Raw genomic sequence first — 24,805 nt, forward strand, 5'->3', positions numbered from 1 at the left:
GTATCAGTTTAGTACTGGCACTAATTGATTAAAATAATAAGGCCGTCATTCGATGGCCTTTTTTCTATTTTGGTATATAATTAAACTATAGAAATGACTTCTGAAAAATGGCTTTTTATTTCATTTATTACATTGCTAATCAGCTGCAATGATTTCAATGGCAAAGAGAAAAAATCTCCTGATACTACTACTTTGTTTACACTGGTAGAAAATTCGACAACAGGTATAGATTTTAAAAACACGGTTAAGCAAGACATCAATTTTAATTACCTAGAATATGTATATGCATTCAACGGCGCAGGAGTTTCTATAGGAGACATAAACAATGATGGTTTAGAGGATATCTATTTTACTTCAAATCAAAATTCCAATAAACTATACATCAATAAGGGTGATTTCAAATTTGTTGACGAAACGGCAAAAGCGGGTCTGGAAGATAATGAGGGATGGTCAACCGGAGTCTCTATGATAGATATTAACAACGATGGTTGGCTGGATATTTATGTATGTAAATCCGCATCTTTAAGAAATGATGAACTTCGAAAAAATAAACTCTTTATCAACCAAAAAGACGGTACGTTTAAAAACGAAGCAAAACAATGGGGTTTGGATCAAAATGGTTTTTCTATCCAATCCTATTTCTTTGATTCTGATAAAGATGGAGATCTAGACATGTATTTGGTTAATCATCGCTCAGATTTTGACCAAAGCGGTAAGATTGAGAGTGGTTCCGAAAGGAAGTATTTTAGGGAAACATCAGACCATTTATTTAGAAATGATGGCAACAAATTCACAGATGTTACACTTCAAGCAAAACTCATGAATAAAACATGGGGATTAAGTGCATCTATTGGAGATTTTAACAATGATGGTTGGCTTGATGTGTATGTCGCCAATGATTTTATACATCCTGATTATTTATATATTAATAACCAAGATGGTACTTTTTCAAACCAAATTAATACGAGGTTGAAACATATTCCATTAAATGGGATGGGATCTGATTATGCTGACATTAATAATGACTTTTTACCAGATCTTATAGTCTTGGATATGCTTGCTGAAGATCACCGACGGGGAAAAGAAAATATGGCTTCCATGAATACGGAAGGCTTTTGGAAAATGATAAATTCAGGGTATTTGCATTCCTATATGGCTAATACCCTTCAATTGAATAATGGTAACGGTTCTTTTAGCGATATTGGCCAATTGGCAGGAATCTCTAAAACAGATTGGAGCTGGGCGCCATTAATTGCTGATTTTGATAACGATGGATACAAGGACATTTTTGTTTCTAATGGTATTGAAAGAGAATTAGGTAATCAAGATTATAAAAGAGAATCCCTTAGACAGCAAAAGGAAAAAGGAGCTATGACAATTGAAGATATAACGAGTATTATGCCTTCTGAAAAAATCGCAAACTATATTTATAAAAATAATGGTGATTTATCATTTAAAAAAATGACTGAAGAATGGGGCTTAAGTAAAAAAATAAATACCAATGGTGCGGCCTATGCCGATCTAGATAACGATGGTGATTTGGATTTAGTAATGAACAATATGTCTGATCAGGCAGCAGTTTATAAAAATAATTCAACCAACAATTACATTAACATTAAGCTTATCGGGGATAAAAACAATATGAACGCCGTTGGTGCAAAAGTTAGAGTCTTTTCAAAGGAAAAAAAACAATACCAAGAGTTTTTTCCATCTAGGGGCTATCAGTCATCCATGGGATATCAAATAAATTTTGGTTTGGGTGATGAGGAAACCATAGATCGCATTGAAGTCATTTGGGGAGATAATTCAGTATTGGCTATGGACGATATTGAAGTGAACCAGTCCCTTACATTCAATAAAAAAGACTTTAAGTTTGATGGAATTGTTCCAGAGAAAGTCACTAAAAGTTTTGTAACAGTCAATCCCTATAGTTTAGGAATTACCTACAAGCATCAAGAAAATAGCTTTAATGATTTTGATTTGCAAACTTTGCTGCCCCAAAAGCAGTCCCAAAAAGGTCCTGCCCTATCTGTAGCTGATGTTAATGGGGATGGCCTTGAGGATTTTTACGTCGGTGGTGCATTGAATCAAGCAGGGGAATTATACATTCAAACTCAAAACGGAACATATAAAAGAACCAATGAAGCCTTGTTTTCAAGAGAACGTGGATACGAAGATAACACCTCCTTTTTCTTTGATGCCGATAATGATGGAGACTTGGATCTGTATGTTGGCAGTGGTGGCTACGAAATTGGAGAGAATAATCCATTGCTTCAAGATAGACTTTACACAAATGATGGAAACGGTACTTTTTCAAAATCCAACCAACTGCCCAAGATGTTAGGAATCACTAAAGCTATTGCCGCTAATGACATTGATGGGGATGGAGATTTAGATTTGATTGTTGGTGGGCAGGTAATTCCTGGAAAATACCCCCTTTCATCCAAGACCTATTTACTGAGAAATAACAATGGAAGCTATATGGACGCCACAGAGGAACTGGCCCCAGAACTTAAAGATATAGGCATAGTAAACGACCTCCTTTTTACGGATTATGATGGCGACGGCGACAAGGATTTAGCTGTTGTTGGGGAATGGTTTCCAATTACCTTTTTCAACAACCAAAACGGAAAATTCACTAAAGCTCCAAATACTTCATTAAATGAGACTGAGGGCTGGTGGAATACCATTACTGAAGTGGATTTGGATAAAGATGGAAAAATGGATTATCTGGTGGGTAATTTGGGGGATAACAACAAGTTTCATCCCACAAAAGAAAAGCCGCTCCATATTTATTCTACAAATTTTGATGAGGATGGCAAATATGATATGATTCTAAGCAAATACTACAAAGGCAATCTGGTTCCTATTAGAGGGAAGGAATGCTCTACAGAACAAAATCCTTTTGTAAGTAAAAAGATCCAGACCTATAAAGAATTCGCAAATTCTACCCTGATTGATATCTATGGCGAAAAGGAGTTAAATGCAGCTTATCATAAGACAGCATTTGAGTTTAGTAGTCTTTATCTCAGGAACAAGGGCAACGGCTCATTCGAAATTCAAAAGCTACCCACAACAGCTCAGTTTGGTCCTACAATGGCCTTTGAGATAATCGATGTGAACCAAGATGGTCATTTGGATGTCTTAGGCGTTGGAAACATATACGAGGCAGAAGTGGAAACCATTCGCTATGATGCTAACACAGGCTATATCCTTTTAGGAGATTCAAAAGGGAATCTTTCACCATATATGGATCATAGCTTTTTTACCGAAGGCAATGTGAAAGCCATGAAAAAAATAACGATTAATGGCGAACAATGCTATTTGATTACTAATAATGGTGGGCCTCTGACTATTTTTAAAATCAATAAAGGCTAGTTATGCTTATGCAAAGGCATCGTTTTGTTAAATGAAAATTCAGGCAAATCTAGCTTTTGAATTTCCCCTCCTTCTATAATTTTAATAGTTTGATTTACCTCTACATTTTTGAAAACAGAAATTAGTCTGGTTTGGTGGGGCCACTTGACCTCAACCTTTTTGATAACTTTAGCTTTTCCCAATCCAATTTCGGCCATTAAACTGTTACCACCAAAGCTAGCGCCAGAATCAACTGTATTGTAAATTTTGCGCTCTTTATGATTCTCCTCGATCGAGATAATGATTTTGGCACCAATGGCAGATCTGTTGCTTTGCTTACCTTCCAAAACAATATTGATCCAGTTATTTTCATTTCCAATAGGATTTTCAAAAAGCAAATTTCTAAAAACATCCCCTTCAACTGCTCCTCCCATAACGGCATAAATATCTTGATCACCGTCCATATCCATATCTCCAAAACCAATCGCATGCCCTTTTTGTATGTGTCCAAAACCACCACTATAGGTCACATCTTCAAAGCGCTTCCCACCTACATTACGATACATCTTATTTGGAACGATTGAAAAAAAGTCAGGATCTCCAGTCGCCAAATAAAAGTCTAGATAACCATCATTGTCCAAGTCTCCAAAATTGCATCCCATTGTTGCAATGGGTTCTGTCAAATTACTTGCCATGGAGACTTCGCTAAACGTATTGTCCCCATTGTTTTGATATAAAAAGGGTCTATATTCAGCCGTATTTGATCTAATATTTCTAAGCATCATCTCAGCTGGCAGAATTTCTGAAGAAGAATATCCTGAAACGAAAATATCTTCGTAACCATCGTTATTATAATCGAAAAACCAGGTTGGAAAACTTAATTTCGGTTCTGAAACTCTTGCATTTACAGCTAATTTAAAAGATGGTTTTCCAGAGTTCTCTGTAGTGTTAATGTACAAGGTATTTAAACCATCGTAATTAGAGAGATATAAATCTGGATATAAATCATTGTTTATATCGCCACTAGCCACCCCTTTAAAGAATCCTGGAATGGTAATACCCGCCTCTTTAGCAATATCCTTAAAGGTACCATCACCATTGTTTAAAAACAGCTCACAATAACTCTGCTTGGCTTCAGACCATTCGTTCGCAATAAAAAGATCGAGCCAGCCATCCAAATTTACATCTACCCAAACCGCCGTTTGTGTTGGGTTGAGCGAATAGATACCTGAAGATTTTGTAGTATCTGTGAATGTGCCATCACCGTTATTCCTCATCAAGGAATTTGGCAAACTTCCATATATGGATAACCACGCCCCCCTTAAAATTATGAAATCTAAATGTCCATCATTATCGTAATCTGCATGCCTCAAATTTAATCCACCAGTTACGCCTTCAAGGCCGGCTTCTTTCGTTTTGTCTGTAAATCCTCCTACTCCATCGTTTTCAAAATATCTGATTTGGTCATCAAAACCCCATGAAGACGCAATAATATCTAAATAACCATCGCCATTGAAGTCATCAACACAGGTCCCGCCAGACTTAAGATTAACATCAACACCCAGACTCATTGCAATATCCTTAAACTGCATAATTTTTCCGGACTTTGAGAAATGAGACTCTGGAATTCTGAATTTTTTTGGCACCTGTTCTGGATATTGTCCCAAAGTCATATGAGCGATATTCAAGAGATATTGACATTCAAGATCTTGTGGATTTAACTCAAGAAGTTCTTCAAGCATCGCAATGGATTGCTCGGCTCCTTCCTTTATAATATGTTGGCCTTTAGGACTTATGGGAATAATGCAAGATTCTTCATTATGATTAGCAAAACAATTATCCTGTTCTGCCTTTCGCATGTAAGCGATTGCCATTTGCTTTTTGATGTAGTAAACCGATTCTGACTTGGATGGCACATCAATGTTATCAAGTGCCATTAATACCTCTTTTAAGACGTTAATTGATTCTTCTGTTTTTCCCGCGTTCAGCAATTCTAAACCATACGAAAATAAAATATTTAGTCTCTCATTTCCTCGTGTCGATTGAAGCCTTTTTTCAATTGCAGACACCTTAGCATTATTGAAAATATATGGTACGCTTTCTACATTGAATGACGCTACTCTCTTTTCGATATCGTCAATCATCTCTTGGGTAGCGTTCTTCTTATTTTTAGTAACGAGCTTCGTTTCTGTTTCAATTTTATTAGTTTTCTTGCAACTAAAACATATTAATATTACTAAAATCGAGAGTTTAGCAATATTATTTTTGATGTGATAGAATTGATTCTTGTATAGACTTAATTCCATAACATTTTTAGAATTTTAAATAAAAATTAAGCTAGTTATCCACTCGTTGTTGATTGTATAATTATAATCTATTTACTAATTAGTTACAAAAGTTGTTATACTATTTGGTGGCAAATCATATAAATACGCCTCTATACTTGGTTCAATACTAACAGCTTCTTGAGTCTCCAAGTTTTGAGAAGCACTAGTTATATATGGAGTAACAGTGGTGCTATTTGTTCCCGTTAATACAATCTGCTGTTCTACGGTTTGCTCAGATTGATTTATGGCAACAACAACAATTTTTCCCTCACCCGAATATGCACTAATGGAAATACCCGTTTGAGGATTCTCATCTGCACCTATTCTTGTATAACCAGGCTTTATGAATTTTGAAAAATTTGACATTACATAGCCGCGCTTAGTGACAACCCCATTAGACGTTCCTTCTTCACCATCACCTATAAAGCTGTAATACCTTTTACCGTACCACCACACATAAGCATTGTATTGACCTATAGTCATACAATTGTGGATTTCCCGGCCAACTAACAAGGCGTCAGGCCACAGATTTGCACTTCGGTCACTGGATGTATAGTGTTCTGTCATCCACAGTTCTTTCCCTTTTTCCATAGCCAAAGGATAAGGGTAATTATCTAGCGCTGTACCATAAATATGTCCTCCAACAATATCTACATTGTCTACCGCTACAGGGTCATTTAGGGTCAGGTCTGTATGTTCATGCCTGAACTGAAAAGACTCAGAGGGCATTAGTTTAGTATTGGTTATAAGGCCTCCATAATCCCTCATAAAATCACGTACTTGAGCGGCAGACCAGTTACAAGACTCATATGAGACTTCATAATCACCTTCATTCTGAATACTTATAACTTCCAAGGGAACACCATTAGCATCCATGTATGATGCAAAATCATTGAGGTAGTTGGCATAATCTTCATAGGATTCTGTCTTCAATGACCCTCCTATTAAATCATTATTGGTCTTCATATCTGCAGGTGGACTCCATGGTGTAGCCATAACCAAAGCTCCTCTATTTGATGCCATTTGTGCATGATTAAGCTCAATAGCCCTAGAATTATCATCTGGGGCAACACGTATTCTCAGAATTGATAACCCAATCTCTCCCTCATCATTTCCATATAATTTGTCCATATCGTTAGCGCTAAGGGGACTATTCAATCTAAAAACTGTTGCGGCACCAAATCCACTTATGTCTTGTTTCGTTTCTGAAGACATAATTGTAGAAGCATCTGATTGTAAAACTGTAGGATCTGAAGGTCCTGCGGGAATTATGGGCCCGCCAACTCTTACACCGTTACTATCATCACTGCTGCTACAACTTAAACCCAAGGCCATTAGAATGAACATTAAAATTTGTGTAATCGTTTTCATCTTTATCATCATAATCTAATTTTAATTTACTCTTTATGTTATTTATTTTGAATTTACTCTCACTATTATCTGCTTCGGTTATATGCTCAGATTAAAAAGCATCATAATAATATTGAGATCTATAGTCAATAGAATTCTATGTCATATTCATAAGATCACTTTTAAACCAGCTATCAAGCTTTACTAAATGCATTAATTACCATCCCGAATATGGACATATTCCAAATTCGCTAAACCTCCTATCATTAAGATGATATTATTAAAAATTTTAGGTTAATAACCCGTAAAATCAGGCCGACTATATTTTGTCTTAGTCGGCACACGATTAATTCCGAGATTTACCGCTCAGGCTATAGAGAAAATTTACGAAATCCTATTTTTTGAAAGTCATAATCTTCTCTTCAGTGATTTATCTATATTGAATCTGTATCCACCGAATTTTTTAAAGTCCATCTGCAAATCCACGATGCGAAATCTTAAACTCATAATTTGAATTATAAAGTAATAGCCAGTCAGTTCCGCCGTCGTATCTCCAACTATCTTGATCTCTCATTCCCCAAATAGTAATTCCATATTGTTTATCGGAAGGCACGATAGAATTATACTCAGAAGAGACATGGTTGTAAAATAATTCTTGTTCTTGAGCACGCTCTAAAGTTAAGCTAGTTATATCTTCATTTGAATTTACCTGTATATCCAGTTCGGAAATATGAACCAATAAGCCAGAATTAGTAACATCTGTGATTGCCAATGAAATTTCCTGTAGAGAAGGCCACGCAAGACCAAGGTGCATTTGCATACCAATACCATCTATGGGTATGGCTGGCACACTATTTTGAAAATCGCTTACCATTGATAAAATCGAACTGCGTTTATTAGTTTGACCTGCAATATTATAATCGTTGTAAAAAAGCTTAACGTCAGGGTCTGCCTCACGTGCCCATTGAAATATCTTTTTAATATAATCTGATCCCATTTTTTGGGTAAAGAGACTATTTCTCAAATCTCCACTGTCATCAAAATATTCATTCACTACATCCCACCCAGTAACAATTGAGTTCCCATCGGCATCCTTTTCTTCTGCGAAATGTTCTACAGTGGTTTTTACATAGTTTTCTATATGTGCCTCAAACTCATCATTGGTTCCAGCAAAGTTTTCGAGCCAATCTGGTATGGCATAATCAGGGTGCCAAACCAAGGCATGTCCATGAACTCTCATTCCGTTGGCTTTTGCGTAGGCAACAATAGCGTTACCATCACTAAAATCAAAAGTATCTGGACCTATGAAAATGTTGTTCATTTTCATGTCATTTTCTGCAGTGATACTGTTATAATCAGTATTCAAAAGTGTTTTAAATTGGGCTTCCGACGAAGAATCTAAACGAGCAGCCGACACAATATTTCCTATAGGAAAGCTAGCTATATCTTTTAGGTTCTCAGTAGGAATATACAATAATGGATCTCCCGAGACTACCTCATCATCATCGGTTCCGCCAGAGGGACCGCCTACAGTAGGTCCGTTACTATCATCAGAACTACAGCCCACAGAAAACAGACAAACAACAACTAGTTTTAAAAAATTATTTTTCATTTTATCAATTTCTATTTCAATTAGAATTATAGCAAATTTTATTACGATCCTGTGTAAGAATACAACACTGTGTAATGATTTAAATTAAAGGATATGCAATTGGTTTTATAAATTTGAAAAATGAAAAATAATTAAAAAAAGCATTATTCACAACATTTGTGCAACCGATTTCGTAAAATCGTAAAAAATACATAATAAATTAGTGGATTCTACAAGGTAAAACTAGCAATCCCTCTCTTCTTTAAAGGTTAATATTATCTGCCCGCTTAGGACACATATGCTTAGGACACACCAAATATTCATACCAAAAAAATAGCTATATTTCACTCAATTCCTGCATTTAAACAAACAAAACACATGTACCTACTTATAATAGCAAGATTACTTAATAGTTAAGCGTCGTTTGAGATAATTCCAATACCTACTCTGGTTAGAAAATGAAAATCAAATTAAATTCTTCATTTTAAAATTCAAACAATCGGTTGTATAAATCTATTTTAAATAGTATCCTAATTTGATTATTTTTACGTGATGATTGAGGCATGTTAGTTTCACTATTAAAACAAATCACATATAGAAGTCAATTCAAAGGAACTTATAGAACCTATAATCCAGTAGGCCTTAGAGTAACAAATGTTGCAGTAGCACATCCGTTGCCAATTGGTGAATTATCAGAATTACATTTTATCACTAATTAAGCGGCAGTAAAAGTTGCATCAGGAAGCACCCCCTTTACTAGCTAAATCAACGTGATTTGTGCCCTTCCTTGAAAATGGAGATTCCTTAGCGGAGAACAAGAATTGAGGGTGAAAGATAATAGTGCCGTTCTAGTAAATGAAACTATAAATTTGAACATTTATTTAACTTTAGTGGAGCGTTCTCGAGACTATTTTGGTAAAGGCTAAGGTTGTTATCATGCAGTTCGTACTCAAAAAATGGATTAAGTTCGTTTTATGTTAAGAAATAGATTTAGTTATATTTATTAATCAAGAAGAGATCATGAACTTTATACGACATCATCAAACATTTCATAAATTCAATATAGAATTGTAAAAATTAAAACATGAAAACATCATTTTCTTTTCTAATTGTCATTTTAATTCTTTTCGGGTGTAAAAACAATCAAGCTCAAAAGAATCAAGATTCCCTAAAGCTAACAGAACCTAGGGGTGTTGAAAATATTGCCTATAAATGGGGACATATGGCATTAGTGGCTCAAGCTAACGATACCCAAAAATTCAAACCAAGGCCTACAGTAACCTCTCGTTATTTGGGATTGATATTCGTTTCTGTTTTTGATGCTTGGTCAATATATGATGAAAAAGCCATTCCTGTATATCTTGAGGGTGTGGATAAAAGATCATTAAAAGAACAAACGCTTAAGAATAAAGAAATAGCTATTAGCTACGCCGCGTTTAGAACCTTAAATGAATATTACTCATCAGACAAAGAGTTATTCGCTAATTTTATGAGAGAATTAGGACTGGACCCAAATAATCAATCATTAGATCCTGCTACTCCTGAGGGAATTGGTAATTTAGCTGCAAAAGCAGTTATTGAAGCCCGAAAGGGAGATGGCTCAAATCAGTATGGTGAAGAAGAAGGATCTAATGGAAAGCCATATTTCAATTATGTGAAATACGCTCCTGTTAATTCAGTGGATGAAAATATAGATCCAAACCGTTGGCAACCCAAAAATTTTTCGGATGGAAAAGGAGGTCAATTTGCGCCTGGATGTCTAACGCCTTTTTGGGATAAGGTAGACCCCATAGCCTTAAAATCTGGAGATCAATTTCGACCAGGTCCACCTCCCATGATAGGTTCTAAACAGCTGGAAATTGAAGTTAAGGAACTTATTGATCTGCAAGCCAACTTAACTGATCACCAGAAGGCATTGGTTGAATTCATGAGAGATGGCCCCCAATCCGTCCAACAAGCTGGTCACTGGTTGAAATTTGCCCAAGATGTGTCTCGCAGAGATAATCACAAACTTGATGAAGATGTTAAAATGTATTTCTATAATCAAATTGTTGCGATGGATGCTTTTATTGCTTCTTGGGATTCAAAAATGTATTATGACTTTGCAAGACCCTATGCACTGGTTCATGAATATTACGGTGGAGAAAAAATAAAGGCATGGGGTGGAGTCGGAAAAGGCATGGTGGAAATGGATGGAAGCCAATGGCGGCCCTATTCACCAGATACATTCTTATGTCCACCATTTCCAAGTTATACTTCTGGTCACAGTACTATTAGTGGAGCCTGTGCAGAAGCCTTAAGACTGTGGACGGGAAGCGACAAATTTGGTTCGGAAGTTCAATTGGTTGCTGGAGCAATGACCGAGCCTGATAATTTGGGGGACACCATCACATTAGAATTTCCAACATTTACAAAAACAGCGGAAATGGCAGGTATGTCTCGGGTTTTAGGCGGTTATCACATTCAAGCAGATAACGTTGCTGGATTGGAATTGGGTAGAAATGTAGCGAACGAAGCATGGACATTTTATAAATTACATGTTGGTGAATTATAACTGCGCAAGTAGTTATAATTCATTTTTAAACCATTATAATCACGTTTTTTAATTAAAAATCAATCAATGACATATTATTTAAAACTGCTGCTCATCCTTGGTGTTCTAATTCCTTCCTTTGCCATAAGCCAGCAAAAGGCCAAAGATACTATCAAAGTTTTTTACCTTGGAGGACAATCGAATATGGATGGCTATGGATACAATTCTGATTTACCTCCATCGTTAAACAAAGAATTCAAAGATGTCTTTATCTTTCACGGGAATTCCGTTCCAGATGAACAAGAAAATGGAGGATTGGGGAAATGGGAAACATTAAAACCAGGACATGGCACTGACTTTACATTGAATTCTGATAAAAATAAGCTCTCCAATCGGTTCGGTATTGAATTATCATTTGCAAAAAAATTACAGGAGTTATATCCAAATCAAAAATTCGCCTTTATAAAATATTCCAGAGGTGGTACTTCCATCGATACGCTTGCCGCTGGTCCATTTGGGTCATGGGATGTGGATTACAAAGGCACCAATGGAATCAACCAATATGACCATTTCTTGACGACACTGCAAACAGCACTAAGTACGAATGACATCGATGGCGACGGCAAAGAAGATCTTCTGATTCCTTCTGGAATTCTCTGGATGCAAGGAGAGAGTGATGCAGCATACACAGAACAAATTGCCAACAATTATTATAATCATCTCAAACGTCTAATGGATTTGATGCGCGCTAACTTCCACTCTGATGATTTACCTGTAGTCATAGGAAAAATATCAGATTCTTGGAATGACAAGGATGGCAAGGTTTGGGATTATGGTGAACTGGTTCAATATGCACAGGAAAAATATGTGAAAACTGATAAAAATGCTGCAATAGTGCGTAGCACCAGATATTATAAGTATTCAGACCGGTGGCATTATGATAGTGAGGGCTATATCGATTTAGGAGAAAAATTTGCAGAAGCTATATTTCATTTACAAAAGAAATAAATAGCGCGCTATAAATATATCATACTAAAAACAAATATAAAAACATGCATAAAAGAACATTAGGCAAAAATGGCCTCGAAATTAGTGAAGTTGGTTTAGGGTGTTGGCAAATCGGGGCTAATTGGGGCGATGAAATCGGTAAACAAGAAGCCTTTAAAATTTTAGATGCAGCCGTGGATAATGGCGTTACTTTTTTTGATACCGCTGATGTTTATGGCGATGGAAGAAGTGAGGAATTAATAGGAGCGTTTTTAAAGAACTCCAAAGCTGATATTAAAGTGGCAACAAAATTTGGTAGAGGTTCCAATGTTTTTCCTGACAACTATACTGAAAAAGCCTTAATTGAAAGTGTAAATGCTTCTTGTAAACGACTTGGTGTGGATTCATTAGATTTAATTCAACTACACTGCATTCCTCTTGAAGCATTAAAACAAGGTGACATATTTGAATGGTTACGGAAGCTTCAAAAAGAAGGAAAAATCAAACATTTTGGTGCCAGTGTAGAAAGTGTTGAGCAAGGATTGATTTGCCTCAATGAAGAAGGCCTTCAATCGCTTCAGGTCATTTATAATATTTTCAGACAAAAGTTAACGGATGAATTATTACCACAAGCCAAAGAAAAAGAGGTTGGCATTATCGTTCGTTTGCCATTAGCTAGTGGTTTACTCACCGGAAAATTCACCAAACAAACCCACTTTAAGGAAAATGACCATAGAAATTTCAACCAAGATGGCGATGCCTTTAACGTGGGTGAAACCTTTGCTGGACTTCCCTTTAAAATTGGAGTCGAATTGGCGGATGAGTTAAAATCATTTGCTCCAGAAAACTACTCCATGACAGACATGGCGCTTCGATGGATTCTAGACCACGAGGCGGTCTCAACCATCATTCCTGGGGCAAGTTCACCTAAACACATAAAGAACAATGCAAAAGCAAGCGAGCTATCACCTCTTCCTGATGAATTAATGAATAAACTAGAATCGTTCTATAAGGAGAAGGTACATCAGCATATTCGTGGGGTTTACTAGAGTAGTGTTACTCCTTAAATAGGAGCATTGCCAATTCACGCAAACCGCGACGCCAGGTCAAGAATTCATGTGCCGTGCCTTCTGAAATGTAAGACGCGGCATTAATTCCAGCATCTTTTAGTGCTGATGTTGCACTTTTTATACCTTCGGGATTTTCTTTACTTCCACTGCTTAAAAAGACTAATTTTAAGTTTTGGTGTTTTTCTAAATCTTCAGGAGTGTAAGTCCCTCCACTTAAAATCGCATAGTGTGAAAACATTTCCGGACGATTAAGAGTTATTAATTTTGTTTCATATCCACCCATCGACAAACCGGCCATCGCCCGATTATCTTGATTGGCTTTTGTTCGGAAATTTGCATCAATATATGGGATTAACTCATCCACCAACACCGTTTGAAAGCGAGTCACATCAAATTCATTTAGTTTTCCCCATTTGACTTCGTTAGTCATTCCGTAAGCCATCACGATGATAAAAGGTTCGATTTTGTTTTCAGCAATTAGATTATCCATAATCAAATTGGCGTGTCCTTGCTTGCTCCAAGAAGTTTCATTTTCGCCCCAACCATGTTGTAAATACAATACAGGATAGGTCTTGGAAGCATCTGTACCGTAACCTGGCGGCGTATATACAAAGGCTCTTCTAGTGGCACGTGTGCTTTTTGAAGCAAATAAAATCTCTTGAACATTGCCATGCGGCACATCTTTTAAAGCATAGAATTCTTGGTCTTTGCCAGGAATTTCAACTCCGCTCGCAAGACGTTCCATTCCGTAATAGGTATCTGTAGAAGGGTCCACCACTTCTGCCCCATCAATATTCAATACATAATAATGAAAACCTTCATCTAATGGGTCGGTCGTTACCATCCACTGACCGGCGCCGTCTTTCATCATGTTATATTCTTTGCCAAACTTTACACTCACTTGATTAGCATTTGGAGCCTTTACTTTAAATATGACGCGGTTATCTGGCAAGACTTGCGGATATTTTGCGTCATTCATATTCGTTTTTGAAGCCTGTCCCAACACAGAATATTTACTGAAGGAACTGTCATCCACCGGTTTAAACAACTGTTGAGAAAACATATACAGTCCATTTTTCCAAACCTTGAAATCATGATATCCTGGTTCTAAATAATAAATGTGAGGCACGTCATTTTCAAATAAATAATCGTGGGTGCGTTGGCTAAATGGCAACAATCCGTCAGCATCACCACAAGAAATCCAGAGTAATTTTAATTTATCTTTTGCTTTTTCAGGATTCGGAACTAACTCCTTTGGTGCTTTGGTATTAGGCGCAGATGAAAATCCGCCAACCCAAGCAAAGGTGTCTAAATTGCCCAATCCAAAATTAAGTGACTGCCCTCCTCCCATTGATAATCCTGCAATCGCACGCTGTTCTCTATCTTTCAGAACTGGATAATTTTTTTCTATATAAGGAATCAAATCATTCAACAAATCTTTTTCAAAGGTTGCAAAAGCTTCCACTTTATCCTTGGCCATGATATCTCCGGTCGCTCTATCATCTTTCATCGCGCGACCATTGGGCATAACCACAATCATAGGTTGCACTTTTCCTTGAGCGTACAAATTATCTAAAATGATTTGTGGATTTCCTCCTTTCATCCATTCATTCTCATCGCCACCAATACCGTGCAATAAATATAAAACCGGATATTTTTTATCCTTTGAATAACCTGGAGGTGTATACACATTTGCTTTACGAGTTGTGCCAACAGTTTTGGATGTATAGCTAATCATTTCAACCTTACCATGTTTGATACTCGAATTTTCTAAATCAAATCCGAATGGCGCCTGAAGTACCATAGCATAAGCGTCCCTATTGGGAACATAACCATATAAGGTCAGCATTTTTTGAGCGTAGCGATTCCCAAGTGTTCGGTAGCCTTCAGCATCAAAATGAAGGTTGTCTGGAAGCACTGAACAGCCTCTAGACGAAATTACAGATGCCGAAGGGATTGTTTCTGGCAACTTGGAAATGATGTCATTCATACTTGCACAAACACCATTTTGATCTGCGTGAACCACTTCTCCCGCCAATAAAGGAACGCTGTTCGGTTCCAAATCTAAATCCTTCAATAAATGATCATAAACCACTTTTACTTGTTGCGGCCAAAGCGAATCTCCTGTATTCGATTCGCCCTGATGCAACAAAATGCCTTTGATAACTCCTTTTGTTTGAGCAATTTTAGCCATTTCCACCAATCTGCCGTATGGATTACCATCGTATTCCGCAATCATGTTCTTCATCCAATCTGGTGCTGTTTTAGCATATTCCTTATAACGGTCTTTATCGAACAAGGCTATTTTACAACCACCAACCGCAACATTGATGACTCCAACGCTAACATCTTTCGGCAAGTTGTCAATCATCGTTCTACCAAAGTAATCAACAGGCGTTAATCCTGTATTACAGCGACATAAGGGCGGAACGGCTGTATACCACTCCCCTTTTTTCCTATCGAGATTTGGGCAGTCCAAAGTTTCCAACACCTGGAACCGTTCATTCACATTGATGGTGTCTTGAGCTTCAATTTTCGCGGCGCCTTCCATATTAGATTGGCCGAAACTTAAATACACATGAAAATTTGGGTCTTGGGCATACATACTGCTGACAGTTGTGAGCAAAAGAACCATGACTAGTTTTAGATGATTTTTCATTTTTGAATTGCAATTGTTGTGATTAAACATTTTTATCGTCTTCTCGCCGCAAGGATGCAAATTCGAGCGACATCAGAATAAACGAGACTATTTCACTATTGGCATCGCATCATTAGCCGAAGTCGCATACAAACCGATTAAAGCGCCTGTAAAGCCACCAGCAACATCCGTTGACAAAATATCTCCGGAAACGGTGCCACCGACAGTTTCAAAATTGGCTCCGTCTAGTGAATAGCCAAATTCATATGTATCACCTTTCGCTGTAATCTGAAGATTGATAGTTTTATCCAACTCGATTTTTTTACTTGCCACTATTTCGGAAATAATATCGCCTCTTCGTGATGGCCAGCTATTCTTTTGAAGTACTACATAATAATCTTTATCTTTTTTAGTGACTCCGAAAACATAATTAGAACCCTCATTTTGAAGTGCCACAACTCCCGCTAAATCAGTTTCTGATTTTGGTTTATAATCCAAAGTGGTCGTGAATGTAAAACTGTTATGTTGTTGTCTGTGAAATAAGGTTGAAGTCGGTTTTTTCTCTTTGATGTTCGTATCAAACGGATTGATTTGTAAGCCTTTTTTTGAAGTGGACATAAAGGCTTCACGTGGACCTCTTAATCCAATCCAACGGTAATCCAGTTTATCAGAACTAAAATTTTCTGTAAACGTAAAATTACCATTAGGCACAAATCCATTGGTTCCTGTTTTATTTTCGACACCTTCTGGCATTTCCAATTTCGGTTCTAATGGAATCAATCCATTTTCAAATACAGGAAATTCGCCAGACCAATCGACTGGAAGTATAAACGTCTCGCGGCCGGTATTCACTCTATTTTCTTCATTTGGACGCACCGCTAAAAACACACCGTAATACTGGTCGTTTGGTCCTTTGACCAAATCGGCATGACCTGCCCAATCCACTTTGTTTTTTCGATCTCTAGGAAAAAATCTTTGGGTAAGTATTGGATTGCTTGGCGCAGGAATAAACGGCCCTCTAGGACTGTCACTTTTGAAAATAACTTCCGTATGATTTCCACCGGTTCCGCCTTCAGCGCACATCAAATAATAGCTTCCATCTTTTTTATAAAGATGTGGCGCTTCAATCCAAATTGGTTTTTTTGAAAGGTCCACACCACCATCCACGATAATTTTATCAGTTCCTGGAATTACCTTATCATTTTCAACGTCATAATCCCAAACTTTTATAACACGGTGTCCGTTGTAGAGTTCCTTGCCTTTGTCAGGCGCATCATTATGAACGATGTAGCCTTTACCATTATCATCAAAGAATATACTAGGGTCAATCCCTCCAAAATCAAGTTTTATCGGGCTGCCCCAACCTTTTTTAGGATCTTTTGTTTTCACAACGATGTTTCCTAATCCTCCTGAAAACGCCGTCACAATCATATAAAAGGTGTCGTTATGCGGATTATAAGTAATCCCCGGAGCATAAACCCCTTCGCTTATCCCAGTCACATTCGGATTGAATTCTTCCACATTATTCAACACACCTCCCAAATCTGTCCAATTGACCAAATCTTTGGAATGGAAAATTGGCACTCCCGGAAACATCGCAAATGAGGAACAGACCATATAATAATCGTCGCCTTTGCGCGTAATGGCTGGGTCTGGATAACATCCTTGTAAAATGGGCGTGTAAAATTCGTTCGATTCTAGCGGGTTATCTTTATAAATTTGGTCATTTCCTTGGTAGGTAACTGAGGTAAATAGTGCTGGATTCTTCGATGCTTTTTTTGATTGACTGTGTGCAGTCGTAAAGGATGCTAATCCAGCCATTGCAGAGAGCAATATAAGTTGTGTTTTTTTCATTTTATTTCTATTTATTTTTCGTGTTTTATTCAAATTTTATCCAGTCTACTTCAGTTTTAGAATCATCTTTAGAGACAATGATTAGATTTTGAGTGTACGCTTTGAATTTGTTCAAAGTGATTTTTAATTCTTTCCAATTATCTAATTTAGGAATAGTGACAGTCGCAATAAGAGTTCCATTCATGGAATCTGTACGAATTTCCAAGGTTCCTCCGTTCTCTGATTTCGTTTTTATGACGACTGATTTTAAGCGTTTTTTACCAAAATCAACCGTATTGTATTTTATCCACGCATTAGAGTTGCTGAATACTGTTTTCCAACCTTTAAAAGTATCGGTGGAATCTATAAAATCAATGGCGGCACCTTTTTCACTAATCTGGCTATACCTGTCTATTTGAATTTCTTTGGAAGCCTTTGAAACTCCAATTCCTCTCAAGGTCGGAATTACTTTTTGAATAGTCCCATCTGCATTGAAGCTTAAACTATCGGCTCTGATGGACCTTGCTTTGTCAAAATTGGGCGAGTAGTCATTGTGATGGTAAAACAGATACCATTGGTTTTTGAAGTTTATGATGGATTGATGGTTGGTCCAGCAGCCCGTTGACGATTCATCCATAATAACGCCCGCTACTTTAAATGGACCTAAAGGATTATCTGAAATCGCATATTCCAGACGTTCTGTTTTGTTTTCAACATGGGGATAAGTCAAATAATAAATACCGTTTCGTTCAAAAACATAAGGGCCTTCCTTTAAGCCTTTCGTTGGAAGTTCTCCTAAAGTCATCACTTCAGAATCCAACTCCAGCATATTATCTTTTAGCTTGGCTCCAAAAATGTTGCCTTGAGACCAATACAAATAGGCTTGTCCGTCTTTATCGATAAACACATTTGGGTCAATCCCTTTGACATTCTTAATGGGCATTGGTTCGGTTGTATAGGGTCCTTCAGGTTTATCGGCAATCGCCACACCAATTGTGAAACCCTTGATATCCGTAAATGAATCTTTAACTGTTGATGGAAAATAAAAATAGTACTTGCCGTTTCGTTCAATGCAATCCGGTGCCCACATGCTATAACTATCAGGTTTTACCCAATCCACTTTATTTTGCTGAACGATGGTGCCGTGGTCCGTCCAATCCGTCAGGTTTTCCGAAGAAAATACATGGTAATCTTCCATGCAGAACCAATCCAATCGTCCTCTATCTTCTGTCGCCAAAATATCGTGGGAAGGAAACACATATACTTTATCCCCAAAAACACGAGCAGAAGGGTCTGCCGTAAATTGATTTCTAATCAGAGGATTTTGTGCATACGAACTACTGAAAGCAAAAACTAGCACTGCTATTTTGACTGAAATCTGATTTCTGAAATTCATAGTTATCTTTATTTTGAGAACATCCAATAATCAAAAAACAAAATCTGGCTCGCAGCTTTTCCCTTGAATATAAAATACAGGTCGTGAACACCTGAAACGTTTTTGATATCAATCGTTCGTAATTCCCATCTATCATTACCGCCAGTCATAGGCACTTTTATCGTTCCTAGTAGCTCGCCTTCTTTACTGTCCAATCTTATTTCCATAGACACATCAGAATTATGAGTAGTACCGATTCGCGCCGTAAATTTTGAAGCGCTTTCTTTTTGGAAATCAACCGCCTTCACTTTAGTATATGCGTCATTATAGTCGGCTGTGATAAAATTACCAACCATCCTATTTTCCATAGATTTTACGCCTTCTGACCAGGCAATCGTTTCGGCCTCATTTTTCACATATGGATTTAAGGTACCCAAACTTTGTTTGATGCCTTCAGTCATATTCATCTGAACGATGGAGCCATCTGGATTAAATTTGAGTTCTTCCACACAAACAGAACGGGTAAAACCACCACCACCTGGTAGTGCGCCATTATGATAGAAGAAATAGCTTTTCCCTTTGAAATCAATGACTCCGGGATGGTTGGTAAAAGCGCCGCCTTGGGTTGGCATTACAATTCCTTTATAAGTCCAAGGTCCGTTGATATTGGTGCTTGTAGAATAGCCGATATGCTCCGGAATTGGACCCGCAGCAAAGAATAAATAATACAGATTGTTGCGTTTATACATCCACGGTCCTTCTTCATAGGTCGTAGGTCTTTGTTCATTGACTTTTCCTTCACGTTTACCAAATGCTTCTATAGTATTCGGGATTTGTTTGATGTCGCCATCCAAGGTCATCATATCTTCGGTCAACTTTACGTAATAGCAAACTGGATTTCCCCAAAACATATAAGCCTGACCATCATCATCAATAAAAATCGTGGGGTCAATATCAGCACTCGTATTGGAAATTAATGGTTTGCCCAATGGGTCTATAAACGGCCCATACGGACTATTGCCAACCGCCACCCCAATACCATTTTTACCTTGACGGTCTGTAATTGGGACGTACATATAAAACTTGCCATCACGGGCAACACATTGAGGCGCCCAAGCATTTTTTTTGGCCCAGTCAAAATCTTTATAGGATAGTATAGCGCCGTGGTCAGTCCAATTGACCATGTCTTCAGTTGTATATAACCTCCAGTCGTCCATCGTAAACCAGGTAGACTCATCCTCATCATGGCTGGTGTACAAATACACTTTGCCATTGTGTACCATCGGCGCAGGGTCGGCGGTATAATTGGTTTGTACGATCGGATTTTGCGAACTTAAAACCGAATAATTTATAATACTTAATAGGAAGATTAATGTGTTTTTCATATTTATTAATTCGTGATTACAAATCCTCCATTTGATTGTATGGTTATTGAAAGTTCTCCATTTTTAGCAATTGAAATCTCATCCATGAAAGTGCTTTTATTTTTGTCATCGTTATAAACATTTATTTTACTTCCTGCCAACATTGGAAGATTCAACTTTAATTTTTTGGCGGAAGTTTCCGCATTGACGCCAGCGATGTACCATTTTTCGCCATGTCTACGAGCCACAACACTGTATTTTCCGGGATAGCCATCAATGAAAACGGTTTCATCCCAAGTGGTTGGAAGATTTCTTAAAAAATCGAGTTGATATTTTGGAACGTCTTCCAAGTTGTTCGGTGTTAATCCGAAAATCTGAACTGGGTTTTGATACAAGACACTGGTCGCCAATTGAAATGCATTCGAGGTTAATCGCTCTTGACCCTTTTCGTTGCCTTTGTTCAGAAATGTATTTAACAGTACACCGCCATATTCCATGCTCGCAACCGAATTCCGAATAAATGGATGCAAGGATGCGTAAAATGCTTCCTTGTCGCGTGCATCTTGGGTAAAAATTAACATCTCCGAAGCGATGACGGCTTCACTTCCGACAAAATTCGGGTACATACGTTCCCAACCGCGAGGGAGTGTGGCGCCGTGAAAAATAATCATCAGTCCATAATCATTCGCATCGGATAGAATGTCTTCATACAAACGCATGGTATCTTGCTTATCGCCACCAAAAAAATCAACTTTCAATCCTTTTACACCTGCTTCCTTGAGCCATTTCATTTCTTTTTTTCTGGCGATGGAGGTATTCATCTTACTGATTGGCGTCATAAACGTATCATTGGTCACACCGTTGGAATTATACCAAAGAAACACATCCACACCTTTCGATTTAGCATATTGAATCAACTCTTTCATTTTATCATAACCAATATCCCTATCCCACCAAGCATCGATTAAAATGTATTCAAAATCCATGGCAGCGGCCAAGTCGATATATGTTTTTTGGTCCTCATAATTCATACTATTGTCTTGCCAGACAATCCAACTCCATGTGCCACGTCCATATTTATACTCTTGCGATGGCTCATATAGTGGCTCCACCACGCTATAAGAAATGGTCGTTTCTACAATAGGTTTTAGCGTTTCGCCAACTGTAATCGTTCGCCATGGCGTGACTCCCGGAAGACCAATTTGAGCGCCCGTGCTTCCAAAACCATTGTTATTTTTCATATCGGGATACGCAACGCTAAAAACACCATCCTCAAAGCTGCTTAAGTGAGACCCGCAATACGCACTGGAAACGCCCGTTTCTGACAACAATGCCCAACCATTTTCTCCAATTCGAAAAAGTCCAGGGAAGACATATCCGGTTTCAGAAGTATTTGTTTCCATAGCAACATCTGCAGTATAACCACTTTCATAACTTGGAGCGGTACGAGCAAATCCGGTCATGGAACCCATCATTGGCGAAAGAAAACTCGTTGTGTTCGTTGGAAATCGATACCCCGTAAGCTCTTTTTCAACCACACAAGCCATGGTTTTATCCCAAATTGACAATTCGTATCTAAAAGCGATGTCATTATTACTAACTTGAAAAACGATGGACAACTGTTTTTTATCTGAATTTTCGAGCGTAAACTTTAAGGTGTTGGCTTGATACTTAATTGACGATTGTTTTATTTTTTCCTGCTCAAAATTCTTTTCAACGGTGTCTTTGGAAGAGGCTACAAACCCTAAATTTTTAGTGAAGTCACCTTCATTGGTTATTAATCCTAAAGGCGAATTTTCAAGGATTGGTTGATTGTTATAAGTGACCTTATAGATAGCGTTTCCATTGTCAACAGAAACCTTCACTTGTAATTTTCCATCAGGACTTATGACTTCAGCATTTTGTGAAATGACTGCTGATGACATCAATAGGAAACCTATAACCAGATGTTTTTTCATGCTTGTAAAAAATTCCTTCTTCATTCTAAATTTGCTTTCTTGGTTAAACGGACATGATAAATCTCGCTGGTACTACTATTCGGCTGTGCTTGAAAACGAACCCTGATTTTATCCTTTCCTTGTATCATCGCATTTGGAATAGGATATTCTGTTTCGATAAACTGACTGATATTGCTATGATTGGACGTATCTACGGATGCCAATTTTTCATCATCAATATAAATATCAAATTTTTTGGTGCCCCAATAAAATTCCCAATAGCGAAGTATCAATACAAGGTCGGTAGCAGATTGGGTGGACATTAAATAACTAAAATTACCGCCATCTCTGGCCGCTCTCCAAAACTCATCTTGTGAATTACCCGAAAAGGAATTGGAAGTTTCCATATAATGGTCACTTTCGGGTTGTTGCTCGCCAGTGCCCACAAAATCGACCGTACGTTTTTCGAGCTCTAACTTTTTCGTTTCGATAGTCGCCAAGGAATCCACATAACTTTTGTAACCTGAATTGGTCAATGACAACCAATACATCATATAGCGCGAATCATGAATTTTATAAAAAGGCTTCAAATTAGTAGCCAGCGGATTTTGCATCTCGACATTCAACTTAAAATTTAAAGGGTTGCCTTTTATAGGCTCTAATTTTTCAGCAATATGCTGCATATCGTCTTCCACCAAAATCGGAGCTTTGTTCAATGCTAAACGTTCGCCACCCGGATACTGTCCAAAACGACTGTCATCTGCAATCAAGCCTTTTAAATCTTGGGTTCCTGTTTCTGCTCCCAATAAAATCGGTCCGTGCAAAAACGCAATGTATTGCGGCACATTTGGAATTTGCTCCACCGTATTCTGCATTGGCAACATGAGTTTGACGACATCGCCTTTTTTCCAGTTCCTGTTAATGCTGATGTAAGAAGACGGTTTGTTTGTGTAATCAACGTTTTTACCATTCACTGAAATTTTTAAAGCACCTTCCTTAACCCAATTCGGATAGCGAAGCATTAAGTTGAAATTTGCGGTTCCTTCGGTTATGGTCAAGGTCGTTTGTTCTTCATTAGGAAAATTAGTTTCCTGTTTTAATGTGATGCCTTTGTCTTTCCAATCTAATTCTGAAGCGATAAAAAGATTCAAATACAAGAAATCTTTCGAATGGGTATAAATAAATTGATTGTATTTCCCATGGTTTTCCATTCCCGTCCCGACACAACACCACATGGCTTCGTTAGGTGCGGAATACACGCGATAATGGCGTGGACGTGCAGAGGTAAAATAGACATAGCCACCATGTTCTGGATGTTGGGTAGACAGAATATGATTGTATAAAGTCCGTTCGTAATAATCAGCGTATTTAGCTTCTGGATGTACGCGGAACAAATCTTCCGTCAGCTTCAACATGTTATAAGAATTACAGGATTCTGGTCCGTCATCTTCAGTCACATAATCAATGCTTGCCGCCTTGCTCGGGAAATGTTCTTTTCTGCTATTTCCACCAAAGGCCAAACTGCGATTGTTGACGACAGTTTCCCAGAAAAAACGTCCGGCATTGTTATATTTTTCGTTGTTATCCAACTCGGCAATTCTTTCAAAACCAACAATCTTTGGGATGATGGTATTTGCGTGCTTATTGTCGAGATGGTCAATGCCTTCTGAAAGTGGCTCCAAAATCGCTTTATGTGAATAGCGTTTGGCGGCCATCAAATATTTTTCTTCGCCTGTCATTTGGTAGGCATCTGCAAAAACTTCAGGCATACCTCCATGTTCCATATTTAACATAGATTCCATCTGTTCGTCGGAAAGTTTTGATGTGATATCAATTCCCCAATCGCAGAATTTCAGAAACATCGTTTTGGCTTCTTCATTATCAGCATATAACCAAGCATCCCTTAAGCCGGCGTACATTTTATGAAGATTATAAAAAGGTGCCCAAGCTGAATTATATAAGCTGAAATCGCCTTTTTTGAAGGCTGGCCATAATTTTGCGCTATTGGGAAAACCTCCAGCATAGCCGACTCCCCACTCTGGATGATTGATGGCATTCGCTTCCTGACATTCATTAACTTCAGAAATGATGTATTCCATTCGCTTTTTACATGCTTCATTTCCTGTTGCAGCGTAATTTATCGCCATAGCAGACAAATAATGGCCACCAACATGCCCATCGAGACCTTCCCAATTTGGGTACGAAGGTGCTTTAGGTTCCAGACCGGCTTCTTTTCTGTAAGGAGCCATAAACCTATCCACATCGTATTTCAATAAGACATCAATATTAAGGTCACGCGCATCTTTAAATGGACCATCCAATAAGGTTACGTCTTCCAAAGGAAACTCGTTGGGATATAATTTTTCCTGCGCTTGAATGGAATTCACACCTAGCCAAGAGCTTATTAAAAAGAGTACTATTTTATTCTGAAACTTCATCATTG

Annotated in this window: 14 protein-coding genes; 5 read left to right on the plus strand and 9 right to left on the minus strand. The window is 37.8% G+C overall.

The features are described 5' to 3' along the window. Nucleotides 1-93: 93 nt before the first annotated feature. Nucleotides 94-3,378, plus strand: a complete 3,285-nt coding sequence (locus P176_RS0103880; RefSeq protein WP_037348705.1) for a VCBS repeat-containing protein — start codon at nucleotides 94-96, stop codon at nucleotides 3,376-3,378. On the opposite strand, the gene P176_RS18950 is transcribed toward P176_RS0103880, so the two are convergent. The 3 genes from P176_RS18950 to P176_RS0103895 form a co-directional block, all read right to left on the minus strand. After that, complete coding sequence (locus P176_RS18950) at nucleotides 3,375-5,663, minus strand: CRTAC1 family protein (protein WP_051605393.1); 2,289 nt, start codon at nucleotides 5,661-5,663, stop codon at nucleotides 3,375-3,377. The two genes, P176_RS0103880 and P176_RS18950, sit on opposite strands and share 4 nt — an antisense overlap. A gap of 75 nt (nucleotides 5,664-5,738) precedes the next feature. Beyond that, nucleotides 5,739-7,055, minus strand: coding sequence for a glucuronoxylanase (locus P176_RS18955; RefSeq protein ID WP_197022140.1), 1,317 nt, complete (start codon nucleotides 7,053-7,055; stop codon nucleotides 5,739-5,741). Between the two features lie 442 nt (nucleotides 7,056-7,497). Beyond that, entirely contained in the window at nucleotides 7,498-8,646 is a 1,149-nt protein-coding gene (locus P176_RS0103895) for an endo-1,4-beta-xylanase (RefSeq protein WP_026753468.1), read from the minus strand. Nucleotides 8,647-9,188: 542 nt separating this feature from the next. Here P176_RS0103895 and P176_RS20345 point away from each other — a divergent pair. The 4 genes from P176_RS20345 to P176_RS0103910 all read left to right on the plus strand — a co-directional run bounded on the left by P176_RS20345 (nucleotide 9,189) and on the right by P176_RS0103910 (nucleotide 13,194). Next, on the plus strand, nucleotides 9,189-9,344 hold the full coding sequence (locus tag P176_RS20345; protein WP_156032944.1) for a hypothetical protein: 156 nt from the start codon (nucleotides 9,189-9,191) through the stop codon (nucleotides 9,342-9,344). 365 nt (nucleotides 9,345-9,709) lie between these two features. Next, nucleotides 9,710-11,179 carry a vanadium-dependent haloperoxidase gene (locus P176_RS0103900; RefSeq protein WP_026753469.1) on the plus strand — a complete coding sequence of 490 codons (1,470 nt, stop codon included), beginning with the start codon at nucleotides 9,710-9,712 and terminating at the stop codon, nucleotides 11,177-11,179. Nucleotides 11,180-11,245: 66 nt separating this feature from the next. Beyond that, nucleotides 11,246-12,166 carry a sialate O-acetylesterase gene (locus P176_RS0103905; protein ID WP_026753470.1) on the plus strand — a complete coding sequence of 307 codons (921 nt, stop codon included), beginning with the start codon at nucleotides 11,246-11,248 and terminating at the stop codon, nucleotides 12,164-12,166. A gap of 44 nt (nucleotides 12,167-12,210) precedes the next feature. After that, nucleotides 12,211-13,194, plus strand: coding sequence for an aldo/keto reductase (locus P176_RS0103910; RefSeq protein WP_026753471.1), 984 nt, complete (start codon nucleotides 12,211-12,213; stop codon nucleotides 13,192-13,194). A 7-nt stretch (nucleotides 13,195-13,201) separates the two neighbouring features. On the opposite strand, the gene P176_RS18960 is transcribed toward P176_RS0103910, so the two are convergent. The 6 genes from P176_RS18960 to P176_RS0103940 all read right to left on the minus strand — a co-directional run bounded on the left by P176_RS18960 (nucleotide 13,202) and on the right by P176_RS0103940 (nucleotide 24,803). Continuing rightward, the gene (locus tag P176_RS18960; protein WP_231481300.1) at nucleotides 13,202-15,850 is read right to left on the minus strand and encodes an alpha/beta hydrolase-fold protein; all 2,649 of its coding nucleotides are present in this window, start codon (nucleotides 15,848-15,850) and stop codon (nucleotides 13,202-13,204) included. A 111-nt stretch (nucleotides 15,851-15,961) separates the two neighbouring features. After that, nucleotides 15,962-17,707 (minus strand): glycoside hydrolase family 43 protein, encoded by a 1,746-nt coding sequence (locus P176_RS0103920; RefSeq protein ID WP_026753472.1) that lies wholly within the window; start codon nucleotides 17,705-17,707, stop codon nucleotides 15,962-15,964. A 25-nt stretch (nucleotides 17,708-17,732) separates the two neighbouring features. After that, nucleotides 17,733-19,082: a family 43 glycosylhydrolase gene (locus tag P176_RS0103925; RefSeq protein ID WP_081820667.1), complete on the minus strand. Its 1,350-nt coding sequence runs from the start codon at nucleotides 19,080-19,082 to the stop codon at nucleotides 17,733-17,735. Nucleotides 19,083-19,090: 8 nt separating this feature from the next. Beyond that, entirely contained in the window at nucleotides 19,091-20,446 is a 1,356-nt protein-coding gene (locus P176_RS0103930; RefSeq protein WP_026753474.1) for a glycoside hydrolase family 43 protein, read from the minus strand. A gap of 5 nt (nucleotides 20,447-20,451) precedes the next feature. Continuing rightward, nucleotides 20,452-22,407, minus strand: coding sequence for a glycoside hydrolase family 97 protein (locus tag P176_RS0103935; RefSeq protein WP_081820668.1), 1,956 nt, complete (start codon nucleotides 22,405-22,407; stop codon nucleotides 20,452-20,454). Beyond that, nucleotides 22,404-24,803: a glycoside hydrolase family 127 protein gene (locus P176_RS0103940; protein ID WP_156032946.1), complete on the minus strand. Its 2,400-nt coding sequence runs from the start codon at nucleotides 24,801-24,803 to the stop codon at nucleotides 22,404-22,406. Before P176_RS0103940 ends, P176_RS0103935 begins: the two co-directional genes overlap by 4 nt. Nucleotides 24,804-24,805 lie beyond the last annotated feature (2 nt).

The organism is Sediminibacter sp. Hel_I_10, assembly GCF_000688335.1.
Taxonomy (GTDB): Bacteria; Bacteroidota; Bacteroidia; order Flavobacteriales; family Flavobacteriaceae; genus Psychroserpens.

Excerpts from the sequence above, each read along its gene's own strand:
- P176_RS0103880 (WP_037348705.1), top strand. The coding sequence starts at position 94 with ATGACTTCTGAAAAATGGCTTTTTATTTCATTTATTACATTGCTAATC.
- P176_RS18950 (WP_051605393.1), bottom strand. The coding sequence starts at position 5,663 with ATGGAATTAAGTCTATACAAGAATCAATTCTATCACATCAAAAATAAT.
- P176_RS18955 (WP_197022140.1), bottom strand. The coding sequence starts at position 7,055 with ATGAAAACGATTACACAAATTTTAATGTTCATTCTAATGGCCTTGGGT.
- P176_RS0103895 (WP_026753468.1), bottom strand. The coding sequence starts at position 8,646 with ATGAAAAATAATTTTTTAAAACTAGTTGTTGTTTGTCTGTTTTCTGTG.
- P176_RS20345 (WP_156032944.1), top strand. The coding sequence starts at position 9,189 with ATGTTAGTTTCACTATTAAAACAAATCACATATAGAAGTCAATTCAAA.
- P176_RS0103900 (WP_026753469.1), top strand. The coding sequence starts at position 9,710 with ATGAAAACATCATTTTCTTTTCTAATTGTCATTTTAATTCTTTTCGGG.
- P176_RS0103905 (WP_026753470.1), top strand. The coding sequence starts at position 11,246 with ATGACATATTATTTAAAACTGCTGCTCATCCTTGGTGTTCTAATTCCT.
- P176_RS0103910 (WP_026753471.1), top strand. The coding sequence starts at position 12,211 with ATGCATAAAAGAACATTAGGCAAAAATGGCCTCGAAATTAGTGAAGTT.
- P176_RS18960 (WP_231481300.1), bottom strand. The coding sequence starts at position 15,850 with ATGGTTCTTTTGCTCACAACTGTCAGCAGTATGTATGCCCAAGACCCA.
- P176_RS0103920 (WP_026753472.1), bottom strand. The coding sequence starts at position 17,707 with ATGAAAAAAACACAACTTATATTGCTCTCTGCAATGGCTGGATTAGCA.
- P176_RS0103925 (WP_081820667.1), bottom strand. The coding sequence starts at position 19,082 with ATGAATTTCAGAAATCAGATTTCAGTCAAAATAGCAGTGCTAGTTTTT.
- P176_RS0103930 (WP_026753474.1), bottom strand. The coding sequence starts at position 20,446 with ATGAAAAACACATTAATCTTCCTATTAAGTATTATAAATTATTCGGTT.
- P176_RS0103935 (WP_081820668.1), bottom strand. The coding sequence starts at position 22,407 with ATGAAGAAGGAATTTTTTACAAGCATGAAAAAACATCTGGTTATAGGT.
- P176_RS0103940 (WP_156032946.1), bottom strand. The coding sequence starts at position 24,803 with ATGATGAAGTTTCAGAATAAAATAGTACTCTTTTTAATAAGCTCTTGG.